Here is a 23,305-nt window from a genome sequence, read left to right as displayed (position 1 = left end):
ATGTGTGGAATTGTTGGCGCAGTCGCAGAACGTAACATCACCGCCATCCTGCTCGAGGGCCTCAAACGCCTGGAATATCGTGGCTACGACAGTGCGGGTGTGGCGGTTTATACCAATGACCAGAAACTTGAGCGCATGCGTCGCCCGGGTAAAGTCAGCGAGCTGGATCTGGCCCTTGAAGCCGAGCCGCTGGTCGGTCGCCTGGGTGTCGCGCACACCCGTTGGGCCACTCACGGTGCGCCTTGCGAGCGCAATGCTCACCCGCATTTTTCCGGTGATCTGGCGGTGGTGCACAACGGCATTATCGAGAACCACGAAGCCCTGCGTGAACAACTCAAAGCGCTGGGGTACGTATTCACTTCGGACACTGATACTGAAGTCATCGCCCACCTGCTCAACCACAAGCTCAAGGATCTGCAAGATCTGACCGTGGCCCTCAAGGCCACCGTTAAAGAACTGCACGGTGCTTATGGTTTGGCCGTGATCAGCGCCGATCAACCGGATCGTCTGGTCGCCGCCCGCAGTGGCAGCCCGCTGGTGATCGGCCTGGGCCTGGGGGAAAACTTCCTTGCCTCCGACCAGTTGGCTTTGCGCCAGGTTACTGACCGCTTCATGTACCTGGAAGAAGGCGACATCGCCGAAATTCGCCGCGACAGCGTGCAGATCTGGGACGTCGCCGGCCAATCCGTCGAGCGCGAATCCGTGCAGTATCGCGACGGTGCAGAAGCGGCTGACAAAGGTGAATTCCGCCACTTCATGTTGAAGGAAATCCACGAGCAGCCGGCCGTCGTGCAACGCACCCTCGAAGGTCGTCTAAGCGCGAATGGTGTGCTGGTGCAGGCTTTCGGTCCACAGGCCGCCGAGCTGTTCGCGAAAGTACGTAATGTGCAGATCGTCGCCTGCGGCACCAGCTACCACGCCGGCATGGTCGCGCGTTACTGGCTGGAAGAATTGGCCGGCATCCCGTGTCAGGTCGAAGTGGCCAGTGAATTCCGTTACCGCAAAGTCGTGGTGCAGCCCGACACCTTGTTCGTGACCATTTCCCAGTCCGGCGAAACCGCCGACACCCTGGCCGCGCTGCGTAACGCCAAGGAACTGGGTTTCCTCGCCAGCCTGGCGATCTGCAACGTCGGCATCAGTTCCCTGGTGCGTGAATCTGACCTGACCCTGCTGACCCAGGCCGGTCGCGAAATCGGCGTGGCGTCGACCAAAGCGTTCACCACCCAATTGGTCGGCCTGCTGCTGCTGACGCTGTCCTTGGGTCAGGTTCGGGGCACATTGGCCGACGGTGTCGAAGCCACGTTGGTCGAAGAATTGCGTCGCCTGCCAACTCGCCTGGGTGAAGCCCTGGCCATGGACAGCACCGTAGAAAAAATCGCCGAGCTGTTCGCCGAGAAGAACCACACACTGTTCCTGGGTCGCGGCGCGCAATTCCCGGTGGCGATGGAAGGCGCCCTGAAACTCAAGGAAATCTCCTACATTCACGCTGAAGCCTACCCGGCGGGTGAGCTGAAACACGGCCCGTTGGCGCTTGTGGATAACGACATGCCAGTGGTTACCGTGGCGCCGAACAACGAACTGCTGGAAAAGTTGAAGTCCAACCTCCAGGAAGTTCGTGCTCGCGGCGGTGAACTGGTGGTTTTCGCAGACGAGAAGGCTGGCATGACCAACGGCGAAGGCACTCACGTTGTGCAGATGCCGCATATCCACGACACCCTGTCGCCGATCCTCTACACCATTCCACTGCAATTGCTCTCGTACTACGTGGCGGTGCTCAAAGGCACTGACGTGGACCAGCCGCGTAACCTGGCGAAGTCGGTGACCGTGGAATAAGTTATCCACAGATGAACCAAAAGGGGCGAGGTATCTGTTTTCTGATAGGACCTCGCCCTTTTACGTACGACTTTAGAATTTTTCGCGAATCAACCGCAGTGGATAGTCTGGCTCTCGATAACCTCCTGGTTTCTGGCGTTTCGGCAATATCACTTCCTCCCTTGGCACGTCCTTGTAGGGAATTCGACTCAGCAGGTCGCTGAGAATGTTCAGGCGTGCGCGTCGCTTGTCATTCGAGTTGGCCACAAACCATGGTGCATGGTCGGTATCGGTCATCTTGAACATGTCGTCCCTGGCGCGGGAATAGTCATACCAGCGACTGTACGATTTGAGATCCATACCGGTGAGTTTCCAGATTTTACGGCCATCTTTGATACGGGCCTGGAGCCGGCGTGTTTGCTCTTCCTGACTGACTTCCAGCCAATACTTGATCAGGATCACACCCGAATCCACGATCGCACGTTCCACGAGGGGAACTGACTTCAAAAAACCGGTGGTCTGTTCTGGCGTGCAAAACCCCATGACGCGCTCAACGCCCGCGCGGTTGTACCAACTGCGATCAAAGATCACCACCTCGCCAGCCGCTGGCAGATGCGGCAGGTAGCGCTGAATAAACATCTGACTCTTTTCTCGTTCCGTAGGAGCACTGAGCGCTATTACCCGGAAGACGCGCGGGCTCACCCGCTCAGTCAATGCCTTGATCGTTCCGCCCTTGCCGGCACCGTCACGTCCTTCAAACACGATGCAAACCTTGATGCCCTTGTGCTTCACCCATTCCTGCAACTTGACGACTTCGACGTGCAATTTGCGTAAGGCTGCCAGGTAGTCTTTGTTGTTCATCTTCGACGGTTCAGCCATTGATTGCTTTGGTGCGCGCTTCTTATCCTTTGCCATGACACCGACCTCGCTTATCCACGGTTAAGTCAGATTAGGTCGTTTTTTCCGTTGCGCTTAAAATCGCAGTTTGACGGTCATGGAGTGGAACTCTTGGTGGCGAAATTTAACGCATCATCAAAGATCGCCACCGCGCGAGTCCACCCTGCCGATGCACCCCGGATCTTGTGCGGGAAGCAGGAAATGAAGAAACCACTGGGCGGCAGGACCTCGAGATTGTGCAGTTTTTCCAGGTGGCAGTAGCCAATGTGGCGGCCCGCCTTATGACCTTCCCAGATCAACGAGGCGTCGCGTGTTTGCGCATATTTGCGGGCGGTATGGACAAAGGGTGCATCCCAGCTCCAGCCATCGGTGCCGGTTAAACGCACCCCTCTTTCCAACAGAAACAGTGTAGCTTCGAGGCCCATTCCGCAACCGGCTGCTGTGTAGTCCGGCTGACCATAGCGTTTCCCTGCCCTAGTGTTTACCACCACTATCTCAAGTGGGGTGAGCACATGACCAATGCGTTCAAGCTCCGCCTCGACATCTGCTGCAGAGACCACGTAACCGTCTTCAAAGCGGGTGAAGTCCAGTTTGACTCCTGGCTGAAAGCACCAATTGAGCGGTACTTCATCAATGGTGATGGCAGGTATACCTTCCCCCAGCGAGTCGTCCATGGTGCTGTGAAAGTGATACGGCGCATCAAGGTGAGTACCGTTGTGAGTATTCAACTGGATATGCTCGATAACCCAGCCTTCACTGTCTGGCAGATCGGTTGACGCGAGTCCGGGGAAAAAAGTGGAGACCTGTTCAGCGGTATCGCGGTGATTTGAGTACTGGATCTTCGGACCGTATCCGGGTGGGTCGGAGATAACGTCATTCTCCAGGTAAATCGAGAGATCTACAAAACGGCGAGCCATAGTAGGTTGTCCTGATGTTGGAAAATTCGCGATTCAGACGGCCTTTAAAATAGATAAATCAGCATTTCTAATTGAGATGTCTGTGGGTAACAGCGCGATAACGCCGGCGGCCAGCAAGAACAGTGCGCCGCACAGCGCGATGCTGGTTGCGAAACCCAGTACGGTCGCCGCCGAACCGAGCGCCAGAGGCGCAAAAGCGGAGATTCCTCGCCCGACGTTAAAGCAGAATCCCGTGCCTGTTGCGCGAAGGTGTGTAGGAAACATTTCGGCGAAATAAGCGGCTGCCAATCCGACAAAAGCCAGAAAAAAGGCGAAGACCGGGCCGATGATCAGCAGACTCGCATGGTCCGTCGCAACGGTATAAACAGGCAGCATCAGACCGCTGCCCGTCAGCGAGATAATAATGGTGCGTTTTTTACCGATGAAGTCGGCGAGCAAACCGAATGCGTTGTAGCCCAGAAATGCGCCTGCATTAAGCAGAACCATGAAGCCAGCCATGGTGGCGGCGTCGAGCCCGCGTTCCGCGACGAGGAATGTTGGCAGCCAGGTCATGGAGCCCCAATAAGCGGTGAGTACCAGCGCAGAGGCGAGGGTTCCGAGCAAAGTCTTACGTCGCAAAACCGGTGAAAACAGCTCGGAAAGGTTTGCTGCGGATTGCTGTCGGTCCGCTCTTTGCGCCAGCCATGCTTTTGATTCCGGGACACAAAACCACACGTAGACCATCGCAATGGATACCATCGCCCCGCTGATGAAGAACAACACTCTCCATCCATACAACGGCAACAGGTAAGCGGCCATGGCGGCAGCCAGGGCTGCCCCTAGCGAAAAGGCGCTGAGCACGAACGAGGTGGCCCGGGCGCGCTGATGAGACGGCCAGGTTTCATTGACGTAGGCTGCGGCGATACTCCAGACCCCGCCAAGCCCCAGTCCAGCCAGAAACCGCAACGTCAGGAATTGATACCACTCGCTAGCGCCAGCGGTGGCCATGGTCAGCAGTCCGAAGCTCGCCAGGGAAAGCAACAGGGCCGGTCTGCGCCCCAAAGTGTCGGCGACTTTCCCCATTATGATGCTGCTGAATCCGATCCCCAGTAGCGTCGCCGTGACCAGTAATCCCGCTTGGGTTTGAGTGATTTGCAGGGATTGAGTGATGTCAGGAAGGGCGATGACCAGCACAATGATTTCGAGCGCATCGAACAGGTAGCTGAGAAAGCAGCCAACCAGGACATGCCACTTCAATACCGAAGGGTTACGGTTCATGGTGTAGACGGACTCTGAAATCGGTCAGGACGGCTGAACATCCGTTGTTCCTTTTCTGCAGTGAAGGGGAGCGGGCTCGATTCGACCAAGGCTAACAAGTCGTCGAAACTATCGATGTAGGAAACTTCAGAAGATTCAGGGGAAACTTCGTCGTGCAACGTCAAGCCCCAGCCAAGCGCGGCCAACGGTAATTGCTTACCCGCGCCCGAAAATGAACCTTTGCACAGGAGCAGATGGTGGACCGATTCCAGGAAATGCAGGTCTTCGCCGCGGTCGCCCAGGAGCAAGGCTTCTCCACGGCGGCGCGGCGTTTAGGCTTGTCCGCGGCGAGCGTGACCCGTGCGGTGGCGGCACTGGAAAAACGCATCGGCACACAGCTGCTGACGCGCACCACTCGCAGCGTGCATGTGAGCGAAGCGGGTCAGCGGTATCTTGAAGATTGTCGGAGAATTCTCGCCGAGGTGCAGGAAGCGGAGGATTCCGCGGCGGGCAGTCACGCAGAGCCTCGTGGGCAACTGACGATCACGGCGCCGGTGTTGTTTGGCGAGTTGTTCGTGACCCCGGTGGTGGTGAGTTATCTGACGCAGTTTCCGCAAGTCTGCATCAATGGGGTGCTGGTCGACCGTGTGGTGAGCATGGTCGAGGAGGGGATTGATGTTGCCGTGCGGATTGGCGAGTTGCCGGACAGCAATCAGCATGCGATTCGCGTGGGTGAAGTGCGGCGGGTGATCTGTGGCGCTCCGCAAGTTTTGGCGGCGCATGGCAGGCCCCTGCACCCGCAAGATCTGGCGGGGGCACCGGTTATTGCAACGTCCGCGATCGGTCAGTTAAAGAGCTGGCCATTCCTGGAGGCCGGCCAGCCCATCAGTGTTCGGCCTGAGCCGCGGCTGGTGGTGACGGCGAATCAATCTGCCATCAGTGCGGCGTGTCTGGGGTTGGGATTTACCCGGGTGCTCTCTTATCAAGTGGCGAAAAAAGTCGCTGCCGGTGAACTGGAAATTGTACTGGCCGACTTTGAATTGCCGCCGTTGCCTATTCATGTGGTGTATCAGGGCGGGCGCAATGCCCCGGCGCGGATTCGCAGTTTTGTAGACTTTACGGTGAACGCCCTGCGGGAACATCCGGAATTGAACGGATGATGGTTTATTGCGCTGGTTGAAATAATTGATTGCGTTTGCTGGGTATTCTGTTGTTTTGGCTGCGGGTGGAAGATAGCGCCCCATCGGTGCTGATCTCTCCTGAACGGCGCCACCCTCAGCGGAGTCGACCATGCAAGCGATCAAACTCTACAACTTCCCGCGTTCCGGCCATGCGCACCGTGTGCAACTGATGCTGTCCCTGCTGCAGTTGCCGACCGAGTTGATCCTGGTCGACATGGCCAAGGGCGCGCACAAACAGCCGGAGTACCTGGCGATCAACCCTTTCGGTCAGATTCCAGCCATCGACGATGAGGGCGTGGTGCTGGCTGATTCCAACGCCATTCTGGTGTATCTCGCACAAAAGTACGGTAACGGCCGCTGGCTCCCGACCGACCCGGTGGGCGCGGCCAAGGTTCAGCGCTGGTTGTCGGTGGCGGCCGGGCCCATTGCTTTCGGTCCGGGCCGCGCTCGGCTGATTACGGTGTTTGGTGCACCGTATAAGGCCGAAGAAGTGATCCCGTATGCCCACACCTGGCTCAAGCTGATCGATCAGGAACTGGCGAACACCACTTATCTGGCCGGCAGCGAGCCGACCATCGCCGACGTCGCGGCTTACAGCTACATCGCCCATGCACCCGAAGGCAATGTGTCGCTTGATGACTACGCGAACATTCGAGCCTGGCTGGCACGTGTCGAAGCCTTGCCAGGATTCGTCGGTATGCCGCGCACCGTCGCTGGCCTGCAAACAACGGCCTGATGCTTGCGGCCCGACAATCCCGGGCCGTCCATGCTGCACCCATCACGCGGGGAAACGCCGTTATGGACCGTTCACCTTGGCACGCTGGCGAACAACAGTTGCAGGCACATGTCGGCGTTGCCGAGCGAATGGAAGTGTTGGGGCGTAGGGTCATTCGCACCGAGATGCCGGATCAGCACCGCAAGTTTTATCAGCAACTGCCGTTCATGCTGTACGGCGCAGTGGACGCTGATGGCAACCTATGGGCCAGTATTCTCGAAGGGCCACCTGGTTTCGCCCACTCGCCCGAGTCGGATGCGTTGCAGTTCCAGAGACTGCCAGGGCCGGATGATCCTGCGCAATTGGTCGATGGCGCGGCGATCGGTTTGCTCGGCATCGAGCTGCATACCCGACGGCGCAACCGTCTCAACGGCCGAGTGGGAGCGATCACAGCAGATGGCTTCGAGGTAAGGGTCGAGCAATCCTTCGGCAACTGTCCGCAATACATTCAATTGCGTCAGTTTCGCTCGGTGCCGCTGGCGGATTCTGCGACGCGCATCGCGCAGCACTTGAGCAGCCTCGATGACGCGGCCAAAGCCATGATTGCCGGCGCGGATACCTTCTTTGTCGCCAGCTATGTGGATGTCGATGGCCGACGCTCAGTGGACGTTTCGCACCGTGGCGGGCAGACAGGTTTCGTACGAGTGGAGGGAAATCGCCTGACCATCCCGGACTTCGCCGGCAACCTGTTTTTCAATACGCTGGGCAACCTGTTGAGCAATCCTCGCGCGGGGCTGTTGTTTATCGACTTCAACTCCGGGGACTTGCTGCACCTGAGCGGTCGCACTGAAATCATTCTTGAAGGACCGCAGATTGGCGCGTTTCAAGGCGCTGAGCGTCTGTGGACATTCGAGGTGGAGCGTGTGGTACGTCGGCCCGCCGCATTGGCTTTGCGCTGGCGCTTCGACGGCGTTTCACCCACCAGTCTGCTGACCGGCACCTGGGAGCAGGCGAATGCACGGCTGCAAGCCCAGGCCCTGGGGGATCGTTGGCGGCCACTGCGAGTAGTGCGGATCGAAGCGCAAAGCCGCAACATCCGTTCGATTTATCTGGAGCCGGCCGACGGCGCCGGGTTGCCGCTGTTTCAGGCCGGGCAGCATTTACCGCTGCGATTCAACCTCGGCGGTGAAGTGCATATCCGCACCTACAGCCTGTCGAGCGCGCCGTCCGATGATTTTTTCCGCATCAGCGTGAAGCGTGAGGGTCGCGTGTCTTCGCACCTGCATGAACAGATTCGGGTCGGTGACCTGCTGGAAGCCCGCGCGCCGCAAGGGCATTTCACCGTGGCGCCGAATGAGCGTCGACCGCTGGTGCTGTTGGCGGCGGGCGTAGGCATCACGCCTTTGTTGTCGATGCTGCGGGAGGTGGTCTATCAAGGCCTGCGCACCCGGCACATTCGGCCTACCTGGTTTTTCCAGAGTTCACGCACGCTGTCGGATCAACCGTTCCGTGGCGAGCTGGATCAGTTGCTTGAAGAGGCCGGTGACGCGGTCAGGGTAGTGCGGCTGCTCAGTCAGCCGGAAGCCGATGCTCACGAGGGTGAGGACTATGACCTGACCGGACGAATCGACACGGCGTTGCTGCAGAACATCCTAGAAGTGGAGGACTACGATCAGCTGGATTTTGTGCTGTGCGGTCCCGGCAGTTTTACCCAAGGGCTGTACGACAGCCTGCGAGAATTGCACATCCGGGATGCGCGGATTCACGCCGAAACCTTCGGCCCGTCGACCTTGCGTCGTCAGCCTGACCCTGACGCGGTCGTCATCGAACAACCGCCCGCCGCCACCACGTCGGTGCCGGTGGTGTTTGAGCGCTCGGCGAAAGAAGCGCGCTGGCAACCCGACGGCGGCAGTTTGCTGGAGCTGGCTGAAAGCCGCGGCTTGCACCCGGAATTCAGCTGCCGCGGCGGTTCCTGCGGCACCTGCAAGACTCGCCTGATCAGTGGGCAGGTGAATTATCCACAGCCGCCAGCCGAAGTACCGGAGGCAGGACATGTGCTGATTTGTTGTGCGATTCCGGCGCAGGGCTCGCAGACTTTGGTGCTCGACCTGTAGCATCTTGCGCACGCTGCCTTCGGCAGCTTCAAAGGATGCTTTATGGTTTTGCTCGTTCGTCTGTCGGCCATGCTGGCGCTGGTTTTGTTACTCAACGGCTGCGACAGGCCAGACGTGCCGCCGCTCGATCAGCAACTGTATGTCTGGCAACGGCAATGGACGCCGGCTCACGAAGCTGCCCTGAAAGACAGCCGCGCGGATTTTTCGTCCCTGCGGGTGCTGGCGTTGCAGGCATTTCCCCAAGCGGGTTGGAGTCGCGCCCGAATCGATACGGCGCTGCTCAAACGCGATGCCCGGCCGCTGATCGCGGTGATTCGGCTAGATGGCCAGCTCAAGTCGCTGGATCAGGACGAGGTGAGCGCGCAGATCCAGCGATTACTCAGCGAGTGGCAGGCGCTAGGGCTGAACCTCGCCGGTGTGGAAATCGACCACGATGCCGGTAACGCTCGACTACCGGCCTATCGGAAATTCCTCACGGATTTGCGCGCGGTTCTGCCAGCCTCCTTGCCGCTGAGTATTACCGCGCTGCCGGCCTGGCTCGACAGTCCCGAATTGCCCGCCTTGTTATCCACAGCCGACAGCAGTGTGCTGCAAGTGCACGCGGTGAGCGATCCGCGTCGGGGTCTGTTTGATCCGGATCAGGCCAGGAAATGGGTCACTGCGTGGGCCCGCATCACCTCGAAACCATTTTATCTGGCCCTGCCGGCCTATGGTGTGGCGTTGTTGCCAGCCAACGGCGTACTTGAGGTTGAAAGCGAGGTGCCGATCAACCGCGGCGGCGAGCGTCGGGAACTGCTGGCCGACCCGCAACAATTGAGCACACTCGCCCTCGAATTGCGCAACGCTCCACCGCCTCATCTGGCCGGGCTGATCTGGTTTCGCCTGCCACTGCCCGATGATCGCCGGGCCTGGAGCCTGGCGACCTTGCGCGCCGTCGTCCGTGGCGATGCCCTCGACAGCCATCTGACGCTCAAGCTCTCGGCACACGATGGCCTCTATGACATCAGCGTCAGCAACCAGGGCAATCTCGACAGCGCATGGCCCGAACGCCTGACGCTCGCGGTGCAAGGCTGTGATGGCGCCGATGCGCTGGCCGGTTATGCGTTGCAACAGCGCCCCGATCTGCTTACCTTCACCCGCCTGCGCGACGGTCGGATTCCCGCCGGCGGGCAGCGCGCCATCGGTTGGGCGCGCTGCGCACACGTTGACCAAGGAGATTCACATGTTTACCCGTAACTGGCCGCGCCATTTGCTGTGTCTGAGCCTCAGCTTGCCGCTGGGTACGGCGTTGGCTTGTGGGCCGGATTTCCCCATGCGCCTGCTCGACAACCGGGGCCAGTCGCTGGCTGAATTGCCGGAGGGTAATTTCCAGTTCGAGATCAATCGCCTCGGGCATCTGATTGCGGGTCTCAAGCCAGTCACCGGCATCGCCTACAGCAGCATGGAGGCGCTCGATTATGCCGAGCAGCGGGACAACGCCGAACAGGCCGGTTTGACGGCTGAGCAGCAAACCCGGGTCAAACAGTTGCGCACGTTGACCGACGCTCATCAGGTTGAAACCGAGGGCGCGAGCCTGCCGACCGAACTCAGGCTTTATCTGGCGGGCGCCGTGGCGTTCAACGCCGGTGACTATGGCTTGGCCGCCGACTACTTCAACAAAGTGTTGGCATTGCCGGCGGATCAACGCGGCTTGCGCAGTACCTGGGCCGCTTATTCGCTCGGTCGGGCGCTGTTCGCCATGAGCGCTGAAGCCGACGCAAATCCGGACCTGTTGGCGCAATCGCGCACGGCCTTCAAGCAAGCTCGGCAATTGAGCATCGACGGCTTCAACGACCCGCTGGAACTGGGTGTCGCCAGCCTCGGCGAAGAAGCCCGGGTGGCGCGCGCGGCGGGGGACTGGAACAGCGCCATCGAACTGTATGCCACGCAAAACCTGCACGGTTCCGCAGTGGGCTATACCTCGTTGAAGATGCTGATGGCGGACCTGGCGGCTATGCCTGAGGCTCAACTGAGTACTTTGCTGAACGGTAAACCGGTGCAGCAATTGGTCACCGCGTCCCTGATCAGCCGGCTGGGCTGGTCCTTTGGGGATCAACCGCCCACCGAACAGAAGTTGATCAAATTGCTGCAAGCCAGCACTCGCGGCAGTCTGGAAAACGCCGACCGTCTGGCGGCGATGAATTATCAACAGGGCGATTACACCAGCGCCAAAGCGTTTCTCGATCATGCCGGCGACGGTGGTCTGGCGTGGTGGCTGCGGGCCAAACTGGCCCTGCGCGAGGGCGACAAAACTGCGGCGGCCGCCGCCTATGCCAAGGCCGCCCAGGCGTTCCCGCAGAATGAATCCTGGGGTGAGCGACGAACCCCGGATTGGGATTTCGAAACGCTCCAGCCCAAGTGTCGGGTCGAGGGTGAAAGCGCAATTCTGGCCCTGCAACGCGGGGATTATCTGCAAGCATTTGATCAGCTCTATCGCAGCAACGGCATTTACTGGTTCGACGCGGCAACTGTTGCCGAGCGTGTACTGACCGTCGAGGAGCTCAAGCAGTACGTCGACACCCAAGTGCCTGCGCCCGCGCCGCTGACCCAGCAGGAACGCGATAACTATGTGCCGCTTCCGGTGGCGGCGAAGCTGCGCAACCTGCTCGGGCGGCGGTTGCTGCGAGAAGAGCGTTATGACGAAGCACCGGCGTACTTCGACAGCTTTGCGCTGCAGCAACAGGCCAAGTCCTACGGGGAATTGCGTCACGACGCTGAATCGAAATGGTGGCCGAGCAAGCGTGCCTTCGCTTACTACAACGCTGCGACCCTGGCTCGTTTCCAGGGTATGGAATTGTTGGGGTACGAGATGTCCCCGGATTACGCGACCTTTGGTGGCAACTACAGCCTCGAAAGCGCTGCACTCAAGGTCGGTCCGCTGGTCGCTGAAGGGGAGGTTGAGCGCCAGCAGGCCAGCGTTGCTCGACCCGATCAGCGTTACCACTACCGCTACGTTGCGAATGAATTGGCCAGTCGCGCCGCCGACCACTTGCCTCATACCAGTCAGGCCTTCGCGGCCGTGCTGTGTGCGGCGACGGGGTGGAACAGCGGTCAGGAAGAGAAAACTGCGTTTTATCAGCGTTACGTCAAAGAAGGTCCCTACGTGGGTTGGGCATTATTCTTCGGCGAGCGCTGCCCTTATCCGGACTTTCAGAATGCCGATAAGCGTTACGTTACCCAGGCATTGAGCCCGATTCGCGCAGTATTGCGGCCTTATAAAAAGTGGCTGGAGATGGGCTGCGTCGTGGTGTTTACCGCTGTCGCCCTGTTGCTGATCAATCGCCGCAAGCGTAAAGCGCGGAATTAATTACGCCTGTTGGACGAACGTCAGCCGCACCGCGAAACCGATCAACAGACTGCCAAATACCCATTGCTGCACGCGTTGGGCCGAGGGACTGCGTTGCAGCCACCGGCCCAGCGCGGCGCCGGCCAACGCGTAAGCACTGTCAAACAACAAACCAGTCCCCACCAACAACATGCCCAACGTCAGAAATTGGGCGAGCACCGGCCCCGCCTGCGGATCGATGAACTGCGGCAACAGCACCGAACAAAACAGCAGCGCCTTGGGGTTGAGCAGGTTAGTCAATAAACCGCGCTGAATCGCATCGCGCCAGCGTGGTTTTCCACAGGCCGAGTTGGCTCCGTTGATGTTCGGCAGCAGGGTGGTTCGCAGGCACTGGATGCCGATCCACAGCAGGTACGCAGCCCCGAGAAGACGTACCGCATCGAACGTCCAGGGCGCAGCCTTGAACAAGGCCGCCAAACCCAGCGCAGCCAATACCACGTGGCAACCCCGGGCAATGGCCAAACCCACGGCAGTCGCCAGCGCCGCCCCTTTGCCCTGCCGTGCGCCAGTCTGCAACAGCAGAATCATGTCCGGGCCCGGCAACAGGTAAACCACAGTCAGCGCCATGAAAAACAGCCAGAGTTCTGCCACGTTGCACCCCTTCGTCGTCGAATCGGAACGTTGATTCTAGGATGGGAAGGCAGGGCAGGTGGTTGCGTAGTTCGCTTCTATTGCGTCGAGGTTTGGCATAACCTGCCAAAAAATGGCGTCTCAACCATCAGGATATTTCAAATCATGAAACTGGATGCGTACGACCGCAAGATTCTCGCAGCCCTGCAACGTGATGGCCGGCTCAGTAATGTGCAACTGTCAGAGGAGATCGGTCTGTCGGCATCGCCCTGTTTGCGGCGGGTGCGGATGCTTGAGGAAACCGGGGTCATTCGTGGTTATCAGGCCAATCTGGATCGCGATGAAGTCGGGCTTGGGTTGACGGTGTTTGTCGGGGTCAAGGTCGAGCGCCATAACGACGAGCAGGCGGATGCCTTTCGCGTGGCGGTAATGGCGTTACCCGAAGTGATCTCGGCGTTTATGGTCTCCGGGGAGTCGGATTTTCTGTTGCAGGTGGTAGTCCCGGATTTGCGTGCGTACGACCGTTTTCTCACGGGTCGTTTGCTGAAGCTGCCGGGGGTGAGTGACATCCGTAGCAACTTTGCGATTCACACAGTGAAGGCGCCGGGAGCGTTGCCGTTGGAGCATCTCCCCGGCTGAAAGCAAAAGATCGCAGCCTCCGGCAGCTCCTACGGGCGTGATTGTGTAGGAGCTGCCGAAGGCTGCGATCTTTGATTTTTTTCTACATCTGCGTCGCCATCCCTTCGACATTCATTGCCGCCTGGCGCAAGGCCTCAGAGCGAGTCGGATGCGGATGACAGGTCAGGGCGATGTCTTCGGCCGAAGCGCTGAACTCCATAGCCACGCAGTATTCGCCAATCATTTCACTGACGCTTGGGCCCACCAAATGCACGCCGAGTATTTCGTCAGTGCGCTCATCGGCCAGCACTTTGGCGAAGCCTTCGGTCTCATGGTTGATTTTCGCCCGGCTGTTGGCGGTGAACGGAAATTTTCCGACCTTGTAAGCGCGTCCCTCAGCCTTCAACTGCTCCTCGGTTTTGCCGACGCTCGCCAGTTCCGGCCGGGTGTAAATCACGTTAGGGATCAGGTCGTAATTCACTTCACCCGCCTTGCCGACGATCTGCTCGATGCAGGCCATCGCTTCGTCTTCCGCCTTGTGCGCGAGCATCGGCCCGGACGTGACATCGCCGATCACCCACACGCCCGCGGCGTCTGTGCGATGGCCTTTATTGGCGAGCATGCCGCGTTTGTCGGGGGACAGGCCGACGTTCTCCAGGCCCAAACCCTGGGTGTAAGGCCGGCGTCCGATGGCGACCAACACGTAATCGGCTTCCAGCAACTCGGCAGTGCCGCCAGCGGCCGGTTCGACGCTCAGTTGAACGCCGTTAGCCGATGTCGTGGCGCTGGTGACTTTCGAACTCAACTTGAAGCTGATGCCTTGTTTGCTCAACGAACGTTGCAAGGCCTTGCCGGCTTCAGCGTCCACGCCAGGGCAGATGCGGTCGAGAAACTCGACTACCGTTACCTGTGCACCCAGTCGTCGCCACACCGAACCCAGTTCCAGGCCGATGACCCCGGCGCCAATCACCACCAAATGCTTGGGCACTTCGCTCAGCGATAGCGCGCCGGTGGAATCGAGGATGCGTTGGTTGTCGATGTCGACGCCGGGCAGGGGAGTGGGTTCGGAACCGGTGGCGATGATGATGTCCTTGGCGCTCAGTTCGATCTTGCCGCCCTCGCTGTCGGTTACCGTGACTTTGCCCGGGCCGTCGATATGGCCCCAACCCTTGATCCAGTCCACTTTGTTTTTACGAAACAGGAACTCGATACCCTTGGTCAGCCCGGTCACGCTCTCGTCTTTCTGCTTCATCATTTGCGCGAGGTTGAGCGTGGGTTTGACGTCGATGCCCAGGTTGGCGAATTCCGCGCCCATGGCAGCGTCGTACAATTCGGACGCGTGCAGCAACGCCTTCGATGGCATGCAACCGACGTTCAGGCAGGTGCCGCCGAGGGTGGCGCGACCTTCGACGCAAGCGGCTTTGAGGCCCAACTGACCTGCGCGGATCGCTGCGTTATAACCACCGGGGCCTGCGCCTAGAATTACGACGTCATAGCTGCTCATGGATTTGCTCCTGGATTGAATGGGAATCGGGCTGGATAAACGTAGTTCCTGGACAAAATTACCGACGAAATATGTGCGCCTTCCAGCCTTTCGGTCAAGGCTTCCCAGAAGTGAACATGATCAGCTGATCACGAATTAACCGACTTAAATGAATAGGTTCCACGTGGAACATATGGATTTAGCCAACCGTGAACTCAGGTCGGGGATCGCCTTTCCTCGCACTCCGTACGTTGACCGTTATAAATGAATCATAGAAATCGGTTATCAAATCGATAGCCAGCTATTTTTCAAGGATGGTCTAACCTCAAATCAGACGTCTGAAACAAGGGGGATATTCCATGCTCGCGCAACTTCCACCGGCCTTACAGAATCTGCAGCTACCGCTACGCCTGCGACTCTGGGACGGCCATGAATTTAATCTGGGGCCGACGCCCAGCGTTACGATTGTGGTCAAGGACCCACAAATGGTCACCCAGCTCACGCATCCCAGCCTGGAAGCGCTCGGGACGGCTTTTATCGAAGGAAAACTTGAGCTCGAAGGTTCCATCAGCGATGTGATCAGCGTCGTTGATAAGTGGAGTCAGGCGTTGCTGGGCGACATGGACAGTCAGCCTGTGCGCACCGCCCACGACAAGGAAACCGACGCCAAAGCGATTTCCTACCACTACGACCTTTCCAACGCGTTTTATCAGCTGTGGCTCGACAGCGACATGGCGTATTCCTGCGCCTATTTCGAGACCGGCAGCGAGACACTGGAACAAGCCCAGCAGGCAAAATTTCGGCACCTGTGTCGCAAGCTGCGGCTGCAACCGGGCGAGTACCTGCTGGATGTCGGTTGTGGCTGGGGCGGGTTGGCCCGCTACGCGGCACGTGAGTTCGGCGCGAAAGTATTCGGGATCACGCTGAGCAAAGAGCAACTGGCCTTGGCCCGTGAACGGGTGACAGCGGAAGGCCTGGATGATCTGGTCGAATTGCAATTGCTGGACTACCGCGATCTGCCTCAGGACGGGCGCTTCGACAAAGTAGTCAGCGTCGGTATGTTCGAACACGTTGGCCACGCCAACCTGGCCGAGTACTGCAAAACCCTCTTCGGCGCAGTGAAAGAGGGCGGCCTGGTGATGAACCACGGCATCACCGCCAAGCACACTGATGGTCGTCCGGTGGGGCGCGGTGCGGGTGAATTCATCGAGAAATATGTCTTCCCTAACGGCGAGTTGCCGCACCTGTCGATGATTTCTGCAGAGATCAGTGAAGCGGGGCTGGAAATCGTCGATGTCGAGAGTCTGCGCCTGCACTACGCGCGCACGCTGGATCACTGGAGCGAACGCCTCGAGGACAATCTGGAGGCCGCTGCCAAACAAGTACCGGAGCAGGCACTGCGTATCTGGCGGTTGTACCTGGCGGGATGCGCCTACGCGTTCGCCAAGGGCTGGATCAACCTGCACCAGATTCTCGCGGTGAAAGCCCATCCCGATGGCAGCCATGAACTGCCCTGGACCCGCGACGACATCTACAACCCTTAGAGAATTGGCGAAATGAGCCGGGCAATCCGCATGCCGACCTGTTGCAGGCGGCGGGTTTCCCGGCTTTCTTCTTTGGCGATTTCATGGGCTTGGGCGAAGTCGTCGTTGAGCATCTGTTCCACCTCGCCGGCGAACGCGCTGTCGACGGTCAACAACATCACTTCGAAATTCAGCCGGAACGAACGGTTGTCCATGTTGGCGCTGCCAATCGCGCTGATTTCGCTGTCGATCAACACCACTTTCTGATGCAGAAAACCCGGTTGGTAACGGAATACCCGCACGCCGGCGCGCACGGCTTCGAAGGCGTACAGGCTGGAGGCGGCGTAAACGATCCGGTGGTCTGGTCTCGACGGCAGCAGAATCCGAACATCTATACCGCGCAGTACCGCCAGGCGTAACGCCGCGAACACCGCTTCATCGGGGATGAAGTAGGGGCTGGTTATCCACACCCGCTCGGTCGCCGCGTGAATGGCTTCGACAAAGAACAGCGAACAGGTTTCGTAGGAATCTGCCGGGCCGCTGGCCAGCATTTGGCAGAGCACACCGTCGTCCGGGTACACATCAGGGAGGATTAACGGCGGCAACGATCGCGCGGCCCAGAACCAGTCCTCGGCGAAGGACTCCTGCATGCAGGCCACCACCGGACCGCGCACCCGCACGTGGGTATCGCGCCACGGTGCCAAGGGCGGTTTTTCGCCCATGTATTCGTCGCCTACGTTGTGCCCACCGACAAAGCCCAACACGCCATCCACCACGACGATTTTGCGGTGGTTACGGAAGTTGACCTGAAAGCGATTGAGCCAGCCGCTGCGCGTCGCAAACGCTTTGACCTCGACCCCGGCATCGCGCAATGGCTGCACGTAACTGTGGGGCAGGGAGTGGGAGCCGATGCGGTCGTATAACAGATAAACCGCGACGCCTTCGGCGGCTTTCTTCAGCATTAACGCTTGCAGCCGTTGACCCAGTCGATCGTCATGGATGATAAAGAACTGAATCAGCACCGCTTCTTTTGCGTGGCTGATGGCTTCGAAGATTGCTTCGAAAGTTGCCGGGCCATTGATCAACAGTCTGACTTCGTTATTCGCCAGGCACGGCATGCGTCCCAGCTTCGGCATTGCCCTCAAAGAGGCGTAGGCATTTGAGGCGCGGGCGGTCAGCGCTTCTTCCACCCAGGGTCGCCAATTCAACTCGGAAATGGCTTTGCGCATTTCCTCGTTGGCCTGCCGCCGTGCCTTGATGTAACCGTCGAACGTACTGCGGCCGAACACCAGGTAGGGAATGAGCGTCAGGTAAGGAATGAACAGCAACGACAAGGCCCAGGCGATCGAGCCTTGGGCGGTCCGAACGGTCAATACGGCATGGATGGCGGCGATCATGCCTAACGAGTGCAACAGCGCGATCAGATAACCGAAAACATGCGGTCCAAAATAATCCATGGGGCAGCCTTGCTCCTGAAGATTCAATGCTTAACAGACCATGTTCCGTGCAGAATGTCGCTATTTAATTGGCCCATGAACCGAAGCCCGAGGCTGACGTCTAACGGCCACTACTGATCAGGAGTTACACGATGAATGTTCGTCTGCTGGGTTTGGCCGTGGCTTTTGGTTTGGCACTTCCTGTGGCTGCTCAGGCGCAGATGCTTCAGCCGGGTTTGTGGGAATTGACCTCGAGCAACATGAAGGTCGATGACCAGAACCTGCCGGATCTACAACTGATCCTTGGGCAGATACAGAGCCAGATGACCCCTGAGCAGCGTGCGCAACTGGAGAAGCAGGGTATCACCATGGGCGGCAAGGGTATTCGCGCCTGCCTGACTCCGGAGCAGGTGAAGAGCGACAATATTCCGCTGACGGATCCGCAATCGGGCTGCAAGCAGGAAATCACCGAGCGTACCGGCAATCAATGGAAATTCCGCTTCAGCTGCCCGAAAGCGCAGGGTGCGGGTGTGGCGACCTTCCTCAGCGATCGTGAGTTCACCACTAAAGTAAACGGCACGTTCAACGCGACCGGCATCCAGCAGAAGGGCAGTCTTGATACGCGCGCCGTTTGGTTGGGCCAGGATTGCGGTACGGTAAAACCAAGAGCATAAGCAGCTTCGTCACCAGGCATGCTTCCACGGGGTGTAGTCAATTTCCTGTGGGAGCGAGCCTGCTCGCGAATGCGTCTGTGCAGACGCCGGCAATGCCTGTTGATTTCAGCCAGGCACCGACATCATCAACCGCCATCCTGCCGAAATCCTCCCCGGTGCAACTCCGCACACTCACAAACCCACCCGCTTGTTCTTTCTCCCCGATCACCACCAGATACGGCACTGCCTGACTGTGTTCGCGAATCTTGTGCCGGACTTTCTCATGGCGCAGATCAGCCCGGGCGCGCACGCCACTTCGGCGTATGGCATCGGTCACCGCCTGTGCATAATCCGCCTGTCGATCATCCATGCTGACAACGATCACGTGCGGCGGCGTCCTCCAGTCGTCCAGCTCCTGTTGGCACGACCAGCAGGTGCCATAGATCCGCTGCGGTGACGTACCGCTGATGTGTTCCAGCGCAAATGCCTGCAACACTCGAGTGGAGGGAATATGCGGACCCAGCGAAACACATTCAAAATCCGCGATGAGATAGAGCGATGAATTGTGCGGATTTGTCGCGAGTCGGCGGATCGAATGATTGGTCGCTGCCAGGGTTTTCATGCGGGCTTCGATGCCGGCCAAGTCGATCAGGTTTAATGCGCGCTCCAACTCGAATTCATAGAAGAAGCCATCACCGAGCGCCGATCCGTTCTGCAAATGCACAGTTGGGTGGAGCTGTTTCAAGGCCATTGCCAATAGCAACGCACAGGAGCGGCGAACGATCTCCAGGCCGTCGGGTTCTTGCGGCGTGACGATGCCGACACGGGCATCCGCCGCGATCATGAACTCACAATCCACCAACACGCCATCCACACGCCCGGCGACCGCCGCTTTGGCTAATCCTGGACCGATGCTCGCGGCGAACTCCTGCACCGACAGCGGTTGGTCGAATTCGCGTGATGAGCCGTCGCTCAGGGTGATGTGGATCATGAAGGTGTTCTCGTGTGTTAGCGCATGAACCGTAGAGGCAAACCCTGGCCGTTGTCATTAAGACATTTGTCGCCCCATGCGATATGTCCTTGCATCCCATGTTGCCGAGGGAAACGTCCAGCCGCTTTGACGCTTGTCAGTTACCAAGGATTGCGTGCAGCAACAGGGGCCGGAATTTGGCTAGATCATGACACCTGCCAATTCCATCGGCTTTCGGCGACGGCATCGTGGGCGTGGAGGCTTTCGGCATGGACGACTTTCAGGTGGAAAGCGTTGATGCCGGGCGAACGTCTCAACGCCTGGTTCAGGCGTCGAGCGGCGTCTTCGCAAAACATCAGATTTTGTCCGTTGGCGAGTGCGAAGGCCTGTTCGTCGGCGCGTTTAACGGCGGTCTGGACGGCAGTGCCAAGGGCAGCCTCTGCGTCGTTGATGAGCGCAATCAGTGGCAAGTGGTCCAGATAGTCATCGAGACGAAGTTTTAATTGTGCGGTGCTGCGTTGGCTATGGGGCGTTGCAACGATGCCTCGGGTTGAGCCAAGCCACGTCAGAACGTCGGCGTGTTGCAGTGACTGGTTGGCAAAGTCATCCACAAATTGCTGCTGGATTAACTGTCGGGCGAGAGCGGCCGAACAAGGGCACGTGGAGGAATAAGGCACATCGATTTTTAGTTCCACGTGGAACATCGCGTTTTTCAATCGAGTTTCAATGCTGACTGGATAGGTTTTCCAGCCGGACAATGAGCTGACAAGCGCAGGTCGATTGAGCAATAAACCCGTGTGAATTGTCAGGTACGCGCAGTTGGACAGACCTGCATGTGTGTCGAGAAATCGCTGCAAGACACGCCGCATCAGTGCGGGTGTGAGGTTCTCCCGTTCGAGCATTTCCAGGGCCAGGTACAGCCGTGACATGTGGATGCCCCGCGCTTCACCCTCATCAAGGCTCACGCCTGCGTCGGCCTTCGCACTCAGTCGTTGGTCATCGAATAAAACCGGAAGTGCAATGCCACACATGCCCACCCATTCAAGCGGCAAGGTTTGACGTGAGGCCTGCGCGGCGATGTCCGGCAGAGTCAGTGCATTCATGAACAAGTCCATCATGAGAGTTGGTTTTGCATGTTATGTTATTACATAAAACCCGACTATGATTTTTTCCTTGTGAGGAATACCTGATGCCCCATCGTCTCCCTGTAACCGTCCTGTCGGGCTTTCTCGGCGCCGGCAAAAGCACGCTGCTCAACTACGTGCTGCGCAATCGCGAAAACCTGCGAGTCGCGGTGATCGTCAACGACATGAGCGAAATCAACATTGATGGCAGCGACGTTCAGCGTGACGTCACCCTGAACCGTGCCGAAGAGAAGCTCGTGGAAATGAGCAACGGCTGCATTTGCTGCACCTTGCGTGAGGACCTGCTCGAAGAAGTCAGCAAACTCGCCAGGGACGGTCGCTTTGATTATTTGCTGATCGAATCCACCGGCATTTCCGAGCCGCTGCCCGTGGCCGAAACGTTCACCTTCCGCGACGAGGCCGGGCAGAGTCTGGCGGACATCGCAAGACTCGACACTATGGTCACCGTGGTCGACGGCATGAACTTCCTTCTCGATTATCAAGCCGCCGACAGTCTCGCCTCGCGTGGCGAAACGTTGGGCGAGGGCGACGAACGCTCGATCACCGACTTGCTGATCGAACAGGTCGAATTCGCCGATGTCATCCTGATCAGCAAGATCGATTTGATCAGCAGCCGCGAACGCCAGGAGCTGATCGCGATCCTTGAGCGACTGAACTCGCAGGCCGAAATTATCCCGATGGTCATGGGTGAAATCCCGCTGCAGAAGATCCTCGACACCGGGCGCTTCGACTTCGAAAAAGCCGCACAGGCCCCCGGCTGGTTGCAGGAATTGCGTGGCGAACACGTACCGGAAACCGAGGAATATGGCATCGCGTCCACGGCCTATCGAGCACGCAGGCCCTTTCATCCGCAGCGTTTTTTCAGCTTCATCGACCGACCTTGGGTGAATGGAAAACTGCTGCGCTCCAAGGGTTTTTTCTGGTTGGCCAGCAAGCCCATGGATGCGGGCAGTTGGTCCCAGGCGGGTGGTTTGATGCGCCACGGTTATGCGGGGCGCTGGTGGCGTTTCGTGCCGAAAACCCAGTGGCCGCAGGACGAAGAAAGCACCGTCGCGATTATGCAAAACTGGACAGCCAGCAGCGGCGATTGCCGGCAGGAATTGGTATTCATCGGCCAAAACATAGACTTCAGCCTGCTCGTCGAAGAGCTCGATGAATGCCTGCTGACGGATGATGAAATGGCCTCAGGTGAGGAGGGCTGGCGCCTGCTGCCCGACCCGTTCGGCCCTTGGTATGAAGAAGACTCGGCTTCGGTTGGCTGATCAGCGGGTCAGGGCTTGCGCCATTGGCCCTGACTCTGGCTTTCGCAAAACGGCTTCAGATACGCCGCGTCGGTGGCCACGCCGTAATAGTGAATATCCTGCCGGTAAGGCATATTGGCGACTTGAGCGTTGCTGCACAGACCGAATGCGCCACCGGGGCATTGGTCGACGTACTGCACGTCGACTTTCTGGCCGGGAAGGTTGGGCTGACAGAACCCGTCGGCGAAGAGCTTTTGCGGGATGTTACGGTTCTGTTGGCAGACTTTTATGTCGAGTCGTTCCGCCGTGCTATGTACCACACAAGCCTGGGCCAGCGCCTCGCCGGAAATGAGTGCGAAGAGCACTGACCATCCCATCAACCGCATCCTTACCTCCTCAGAAAATACCGACCATGTTGCAGAATATTCCCACTCACCTGATTGCCGGCCCGTTGGGCGCAGGCAAGACCAGTTTGATCAAGCATCTGATGACACAGCGGCCGGTTAACGAGCGCTGGGCGGTGCTGATTAATGAGTTCGGCCAGATCGGCATCGACGCCGCGTTGCTGACCCGGGACGCCGATGGTATCGCACTGGGTGAAGTGGCCGGGGGCTGTTTGTGTTGCGTCAATGGCGCGCCGTTTCAGATCGGGCTCGGTCGTTTGCTGCGCAAGTCACGCCCGGATCGGTTGTTCATCGAACCGTCCGGGCTGGGCCACCCGGCGCAGTTGCTCAGGCAATTGAGTGAGGCGCCGTGGGTCGGTGTGTTGGCGGTTCAACCCAGTGTGCTGGTGCTGGATGCCCAGGCGCTCGCGGCCGGCAGACCGCTGCCGACGTCGCAGCAGCAGGCGTTGAACAGCGCCGGATTGTTATTGCTGAACAAGTCGGAAAACCTCGACGACGTTGTTCGCCAGCGCATCATCGCGCAGTTGCCCGCACGATCGCTGTACTGGACGCAGCAGGCAATGTTGCCGCTCAGTGAGCTACCCGGTCTTGGAGCGCAAGCGGTGTCAGGTGTGGATAACTTCATCGCGCCCAAGGGGTTGGCGCAGCTGCCGGCTGTATGGACCGATCCCGCGCAGCCGATTTGTTTGAGTCAGGAACAAGAGAGCGGCTGGAGCGTTGGCTGGCGTTGGCATCCTGGCCAGGCTTTTGATTCAGCGCGCGTCAGCCGATGGCTCGAAAGCCTGACCTGGCGCCGGGCGAAGCTGGTTATCCACAGCAGCGAGGGTTGGGTTTCAGCCAATGCACTGGATAACTCGGCGCTGGTTTGGCAGCCGAGCGAATGGCGCAGGGATTCGCGGATCGAGCTGATTTTCAGTGAGCCGCAGGACGTTGAGTTGCTGCAAAAAGACTTGGCCGGGTGTCGGTCGGATTAAACATCAAAAGATCCCAGCCGATCAGATTTCA

Annotated in this window: 20 protein-coding genes; 11 read left to right on the top strand and 9 right to left on the bottom strand. The window is 58.8% G+C overall.

Going from position 1 to position 23,305, the window contains the following annotated elements:
- The gene (glmS, locus tag F8N62_RS13835) at positions 1–1,833 is read left to right on the top strand and encodes a glutamine--fructose-6-phosphate transaminase (isomerizing) (RefSeq protein WP_150711439.1); all 1,833 of its coding nucleotides are present in this window, start codon (positions 1–3) and stop codon (positions 1,831–1,833) included.
- Positions 1,834–1,905: 72 nt separating this feature from the next.
- On the opposite strand, the gene ppk2 is transcribed toward glmS, so the two are convergent.
- The 3 genes from ppk2 to F8N62_RS13820 form a co-directional block, all read right to left on the bottom strand.
- Positions 1,906–2,727 carry a polyphosphate kinase 2 gene (ppk2, locus tag F8N62_RS13830; RefSeq protein WP_150711438.1) on the bottom strand — a complete coding sequence of 274 codons (822 nt, stop codon included), beginning with the start codon at positions 2,725–2,727 and terminating at the stop codon, positions 1,906–1,908.
- A gap of 77 nt (positions 2,728–2,804) precedes the next feature.
- Entirely contained in the window at positions 2,805–3,626 is an 822-nt protein-coding gene (locus F8N62_RS13825; RefSeq protein ID WP_150711437.1) for a cyclase family protein, read from the bottom strand.
- A gap of 33 nt (positions 3,627–3,659) precedes the next feature.
- Positions 3,660–4,883 carry an MFS transporter gene (locus F8N62_RS13820; protein ID WP_150711436.1) on the bottom strand — a complete coding sequence of 408 codons (1,224 nt, stop codon included), beginning with the start codon at positions 4,881–4,883 and terminating at the stop codon, positions 3,660–3,662.
- 236 nt (positions 4,884–5,119) lie between these two features.
- Here F8N62_RS13820 and F8N62_RS13815 point away from each other — a divergent pair, with 236 nt between their 5' ends.
- The 5 genes from F8N62_RS13815 to F8N62_RS13795 all read left to right on the top strand — a co-directional run bounded on the left by F8N62_RS13815 (position 5,120) and on the right by F8N62_RS13795 (position 12,218).
- The gene (locus F8N62_RS13815; RefSeq protein WP_150711435.1) at positions 5,120–6,022 is read left to right on the top strand and encodes a LysR family transcriptional regulator; all 903 of its coding nucleotides are present in this window, start codon (positions 5,120–5,122) and stop codon (positions 6,020–6,022) included.
- A gap of 130 nt (positions 6,023–6,152) precedes the next feature.
- Positions 6,153–6,779, top strand: coding sequence for a glutathione S-transferase family protein (locus F8N62_RS13810; protein ID WP_150711434.1), 627 nt, complete (start codon positions 6,153–6,155; stop codon positions 6,777–6,779).
- Between the two features lie 62 nt (positions 6,780–6,841).
- On the top strand, positions 6,842–8,872 hold the full coding sequence (locus F8N62_RS13805) for a pyridoxamine 5'-phosphate oxidase family protein (RefSeq protein ID WP_150711433.1): 2,031 nt from the start codon (positions 6,842–6,844) through the stop codon (positions 8,870–8,872).
- A gap of 42 nt (positions 8,873–8,914) precedes the next feature.
- Positions 8,915–10,108 (top strand): DUF3142 domain-containing protein, encoded by a 1,194-nt coding sequence (locus F8N62_RS13800; RefSeq protein WP_150711432.1) that lies wholly within the window; start codon positions 8,915–8,917, stop codon positions 10,106–10,108.
- Positions 10,095–12,218: a hypothetical protein gene (locus F8N62_RS13795; RefSeq protein ID WP_150711431.1), complete on the top strand. Its 2,124-nt coding sequence runs from the start codon at positions 10,095–10,097 to the stop codon at positions 12,216–12,218. Before F8N62_RS13800 ends, F8N62_RS13795 begins: the two co-directional genes overlap by 14 nt.
- Here F8N62_RS13795 and F8N62_RS13790 read toward each other — a convergent pair whose 3' ends face one another.
- On the bottom strand, positions 12,219–12,848 hold the full coding sequence (locus F8N62_RS13790) for a LysE family translocator (protein ID WP_150711430.1): 630 nt from the start codon (positions 12,846–12,848) through the stop codon (positions 12,219–12,221).
- Between the two features lie 144 nt (positions 12,849–12,992).
- Between F8N62_RS13790 and F8N62_RS13785 the strand changes: the two genes are divergently transcribed.
- Entirely contained in the window at positions 12,993–13,466 is a 474-nt protein-coding gene (locus tag F8N62_RS13785) for an Lrp/AsnC family transcriptional regulator (RefSeq protein WP_150711429.1), read from the top strand.
- A gap of 82 nt (positions 13,467–13,548) precedes the next feature.
- Here F8N62_RS13785 and lpdA read toward each other — a convergent pair whose 3' ends face one another.
- The gene (gene lpdA / locus F8N62_RS13780) at positions 13,549–14,949 is read right to left on the bottom strand and encodes a dihydrolipoyl dehydrogenase (protein WP_150711428.1); all 1,401 of its coding nucleotides are present in this window, start codon (positions 14,947–14,949) and stop codon (positions 13,549–13,551) included.
- A gap of 338 nt (positions 14,950–15,287) precedes the next feature.
- Here lpdA and cfaB point away from each other — a divergent pair, with 338 nt between their 5' ends.
- Complete coding sequence (cfaB, locus tag F8N62_RS13775) at positions 15,288–16,472, top strand: C17 cyclopropane fatty acid synthase CfaB (RefSeq protein ID WP_150711427.1); 1,185 nt, start codon at positions 15,288–15,290, stop codon at positions 16,470–16,472.
- On the opposite strand, the gene cls is transcribed toward cfaB, so the two are convergent.
- Complete coding sequence (cls, locus tag F8N62_RS13770; RefSeq protein ID WP_150711426.1) at positions 16,469–17,908, bottom strand: cardiolipin synthase; 1,440 nt, start codon at positions 17,906–17,908, stop codon at positions 16,469–16,471. The two genes, cfaB and cls, sit on opposite strands and share 4 nt — an antisense overlap.
- A 131-nt stretch (positions 17,909–18,039) precedes the next feature.
- Between cls and F8N62_RS13765 the strand changes: the two genes are divergently transcribed.
- Entirely contained in the window at positions 18,040–18,561 is a 522-nt protein-coding gene (locus tag F8N62_RS13765) for a DUF3617 domain-containing protein (protein ID WP_150711425.1), read from the top strand.
- A 37-nt stretch (positions 18,562–18,598) separates the two neighbouring features.
- Here F8N62_RS13765 and F8N62_RS13760 read toward each other — a convergent pair whose 3' ends face one another.
- Together F8N62_RS13760 and folE2 are read right to left on the bottom strand one after the other, a co-directional pair.
- A complete protein-coding gene (locus F8N62_RS13760) occupies positions 18,599–19,531 on the bottom strand; it encodes a His/Gly/Thr/Pro-type tRNA ligase C-terminal domain-containing protein (protein WP_150711424.1) in 933 nt (310 codons plus the stop codon).
- A gap of 185 nt (positions 19,532–19,716) precedes the next feature.
- On the bottom strand, positions 19,717–20,613 hold the full coding sequence (gene folE2, locus F8N62_RS13755) for a GTP cyclohydrolase FolE2 (protein WP_150711577.1): 897 nt from the start codon (positions 20,611–20,613) through the stop codon (positions 19,717–19,719).
- 86 nt (positions 20,614–20,699) lie between these two features.
- Here folE2 and zigA point away from each other — a divergent pair, with 86 nt between their 5' ends.
- The gene (gene zigA / locus F8N62_RS13750) at positions 20,700–21,917 is read left to right on the top strand and encodes a zinc metallochaperone GTPase ZigA (RefSeq protein ID WP_150711423.1); all 1,218 of its coding nucleotides are present in this window, start codon (positions 20,700–20,702) and stop codon (positions 21,915–21,917) included.
- A gap of 8 nt (positions 21,918–21,925) precedes the next feature.
- Here zigA and F8N62_RS13745 read toward each other — a convergent pair whose 3' ends face one another.
- Positions 21,926–22,282, bottom strand: a complete 357-nt coding sequence (locus F8N62_RS13745) for an NADH:ubiquinone oxidoreductase (RefSeq protein WP_150711422.1) — start codon at positions 22,280–22,282, stop codon at positions 21,926–21,928.
- A gap of 26 nt (positions 22,283–22,308) precedes the next feature.
- Between F8N62_RS13745 and F8N62_RS13740 the strand changes: the two genes are divergently transcribed.
- Positions 22,309–23,274 (top strand): CobW family GTP-binding protein, encoded by a 966-nt coding sequence (locus F8N62_RS13740; RefSeq protein WP_150711421.1) that lies wholly within the window; start codon positions 22,309–22,311, stop codon positions 23,272–23,274.
- Positions 23,275–23,305 lie beyond the last annotated feature (31 nt).

It is taken from the genome of Pseudomonas fluorescens (genome assembly GCF_902497785.1).
In the GTDB taxonomy this organism is placed as follows: Bacteria; Pseudomonadota; Gammaproteobacteria; order Pseudomonadales; family Pseudomonadaceae; genus Aquipseudomonas; species Aquipseudomonas fluorescens_BO.
This window is presented reverse-complemented; position numbering and strand designations above follow the sequence as displayed.

What these genes read in the sequence shown, in the direction of transcription:
- zigA (WP_150711423.1), top strand. Translation starts at nt 20,700, where the DNA reads ATGCCCCATCGTCTCCCTGTAACCGTCCTGTCGGGCTTTCTCGGCGCC.
- F8N62_RS13760 (WP_150711424.1), bottom strand. Translation starts at nt 19,531, where the DNA reads ATGATCCACATCACCCTGAGCGACGGCTCATCACGCGAATTCGACCAA.
- cls (WP_150711426.1), bottom strand. Translation starts at nt 17,908, where the DNA reads ATGGATTATTTTGGACCGCATGTTTTCGGTTATCTGATCGCGCTGTTG.
- F8N62_RS13745 (WP_150711422.1), bottom strand. Translation starts at nt 22,282, where the DNA reads ATGCGGTTGATGGGATGGTCAGTGCTCTTCGCACTCATTTCCGGCGAG.
- folE2 (WP_150711577.1), bottom strand. Translation starts at nt 20,613, where the DNA reads ATGAATGCACTGACTCTGCCGGACATCGCCGCGCAGGCCTCACGTCAA.
- F8N62_RS13805 (WP_150711433.1), top strand. Translation starts at nt 6,842, where the DNA reads ATGGACCGTTCACCTTGGCACGCTGGCGAACAACAGTTGCAGGCACAT.
- F8N62_RS13795 (WP_150711431.1), top strand. Translation starts at nt 10,095, where the DNA reads ATGTTTACCCGTAACTGGCCGCGCCATTTGCTGTGTCTGAGCCTCAGC.
- F8N62_RS13785 (WP_150711429.1), top strand. Translation starts at nt 12,993, where the DNA reads ATGAAACTGGATGCGTACGACCGCAAGATTCTCGCAGCCCTGCAACGT.
- ppk2 (WP_150711438.1), bottom strand. Translation starts at nt 2,727, where the DNA reads ATGGCAAAGGATAAGAAGCGCGCACCAAAGCAATCAATGGCTGAACCG.
- F8N62_RS13825 (WP_150711437.1), bottom strand. Translation starts at nt 3,626, where the DNA reads ATGGCTCGCCGTTTTGTAGATCTCTCGATTTACCTGGAGAATGACGTT.
- F8N62_RS13800 (WP_150711432.1), top strand. Translation starts at nt 8,915, where the DNA reads ATGGTTTTGCTCGTTCGTCTGTCGGCCATGCTGGCGCTGGTTTTGTTA.
- F8N62_RS13820 (WP_150711436.1), bottom strand. Translation starts at nt 4,883, where the DNA reads ATGAACCGTAACCCTTCGGTATTGAAGTGGCATGTCCTGGTTGGCTGC.
- F8N62_RS13765 (WP_150711425.1), top strand. Translation starts at nt 18,040, where the DNA reads ATGAATGTTCGTCTGCTGGGTTTGGCCGTGGCTTTTGGTTTGGCACTT.
- cfaB (WP_150711427.1), top strand. Translation starts at nt 15,288, where the DNA reads ATGCTCGCGCAACTTCCACCGGCCTTACAGAATCTGCAGCTACCGCTA.
- F8N62_RS13810 (WP_150711434.1), top strand. Translation starts at nt 6,153, where the DNA reads ATGCAAGCGATCAAACTCTACAACTTCCCGCGTTCCGGCCATGCGCAC.
- glmS (WP_150711439.1), top strand. Translation starts at nt 1, where the DNA reads ATGTGTGGAATTGTTGGCGCAGTCGCAGAACGTAACATCACCGCCATC.
- F8N62_RS13740 (WP_150711421.1), top strand. Translation starts at nt 22,309, where the DNA reads ATGTTGCAGAATATTCCCACTCACCTGATTGCCGGCCCGTTGGGCGCA.
- lpdA (WP_150711428.1), bottom strand. Translation starts at nt 14,949, where the DNA reads ATGAGCAGCTATGACGTCGTAATTCTAGGCGCAGGCCCCGGTGGTTAT.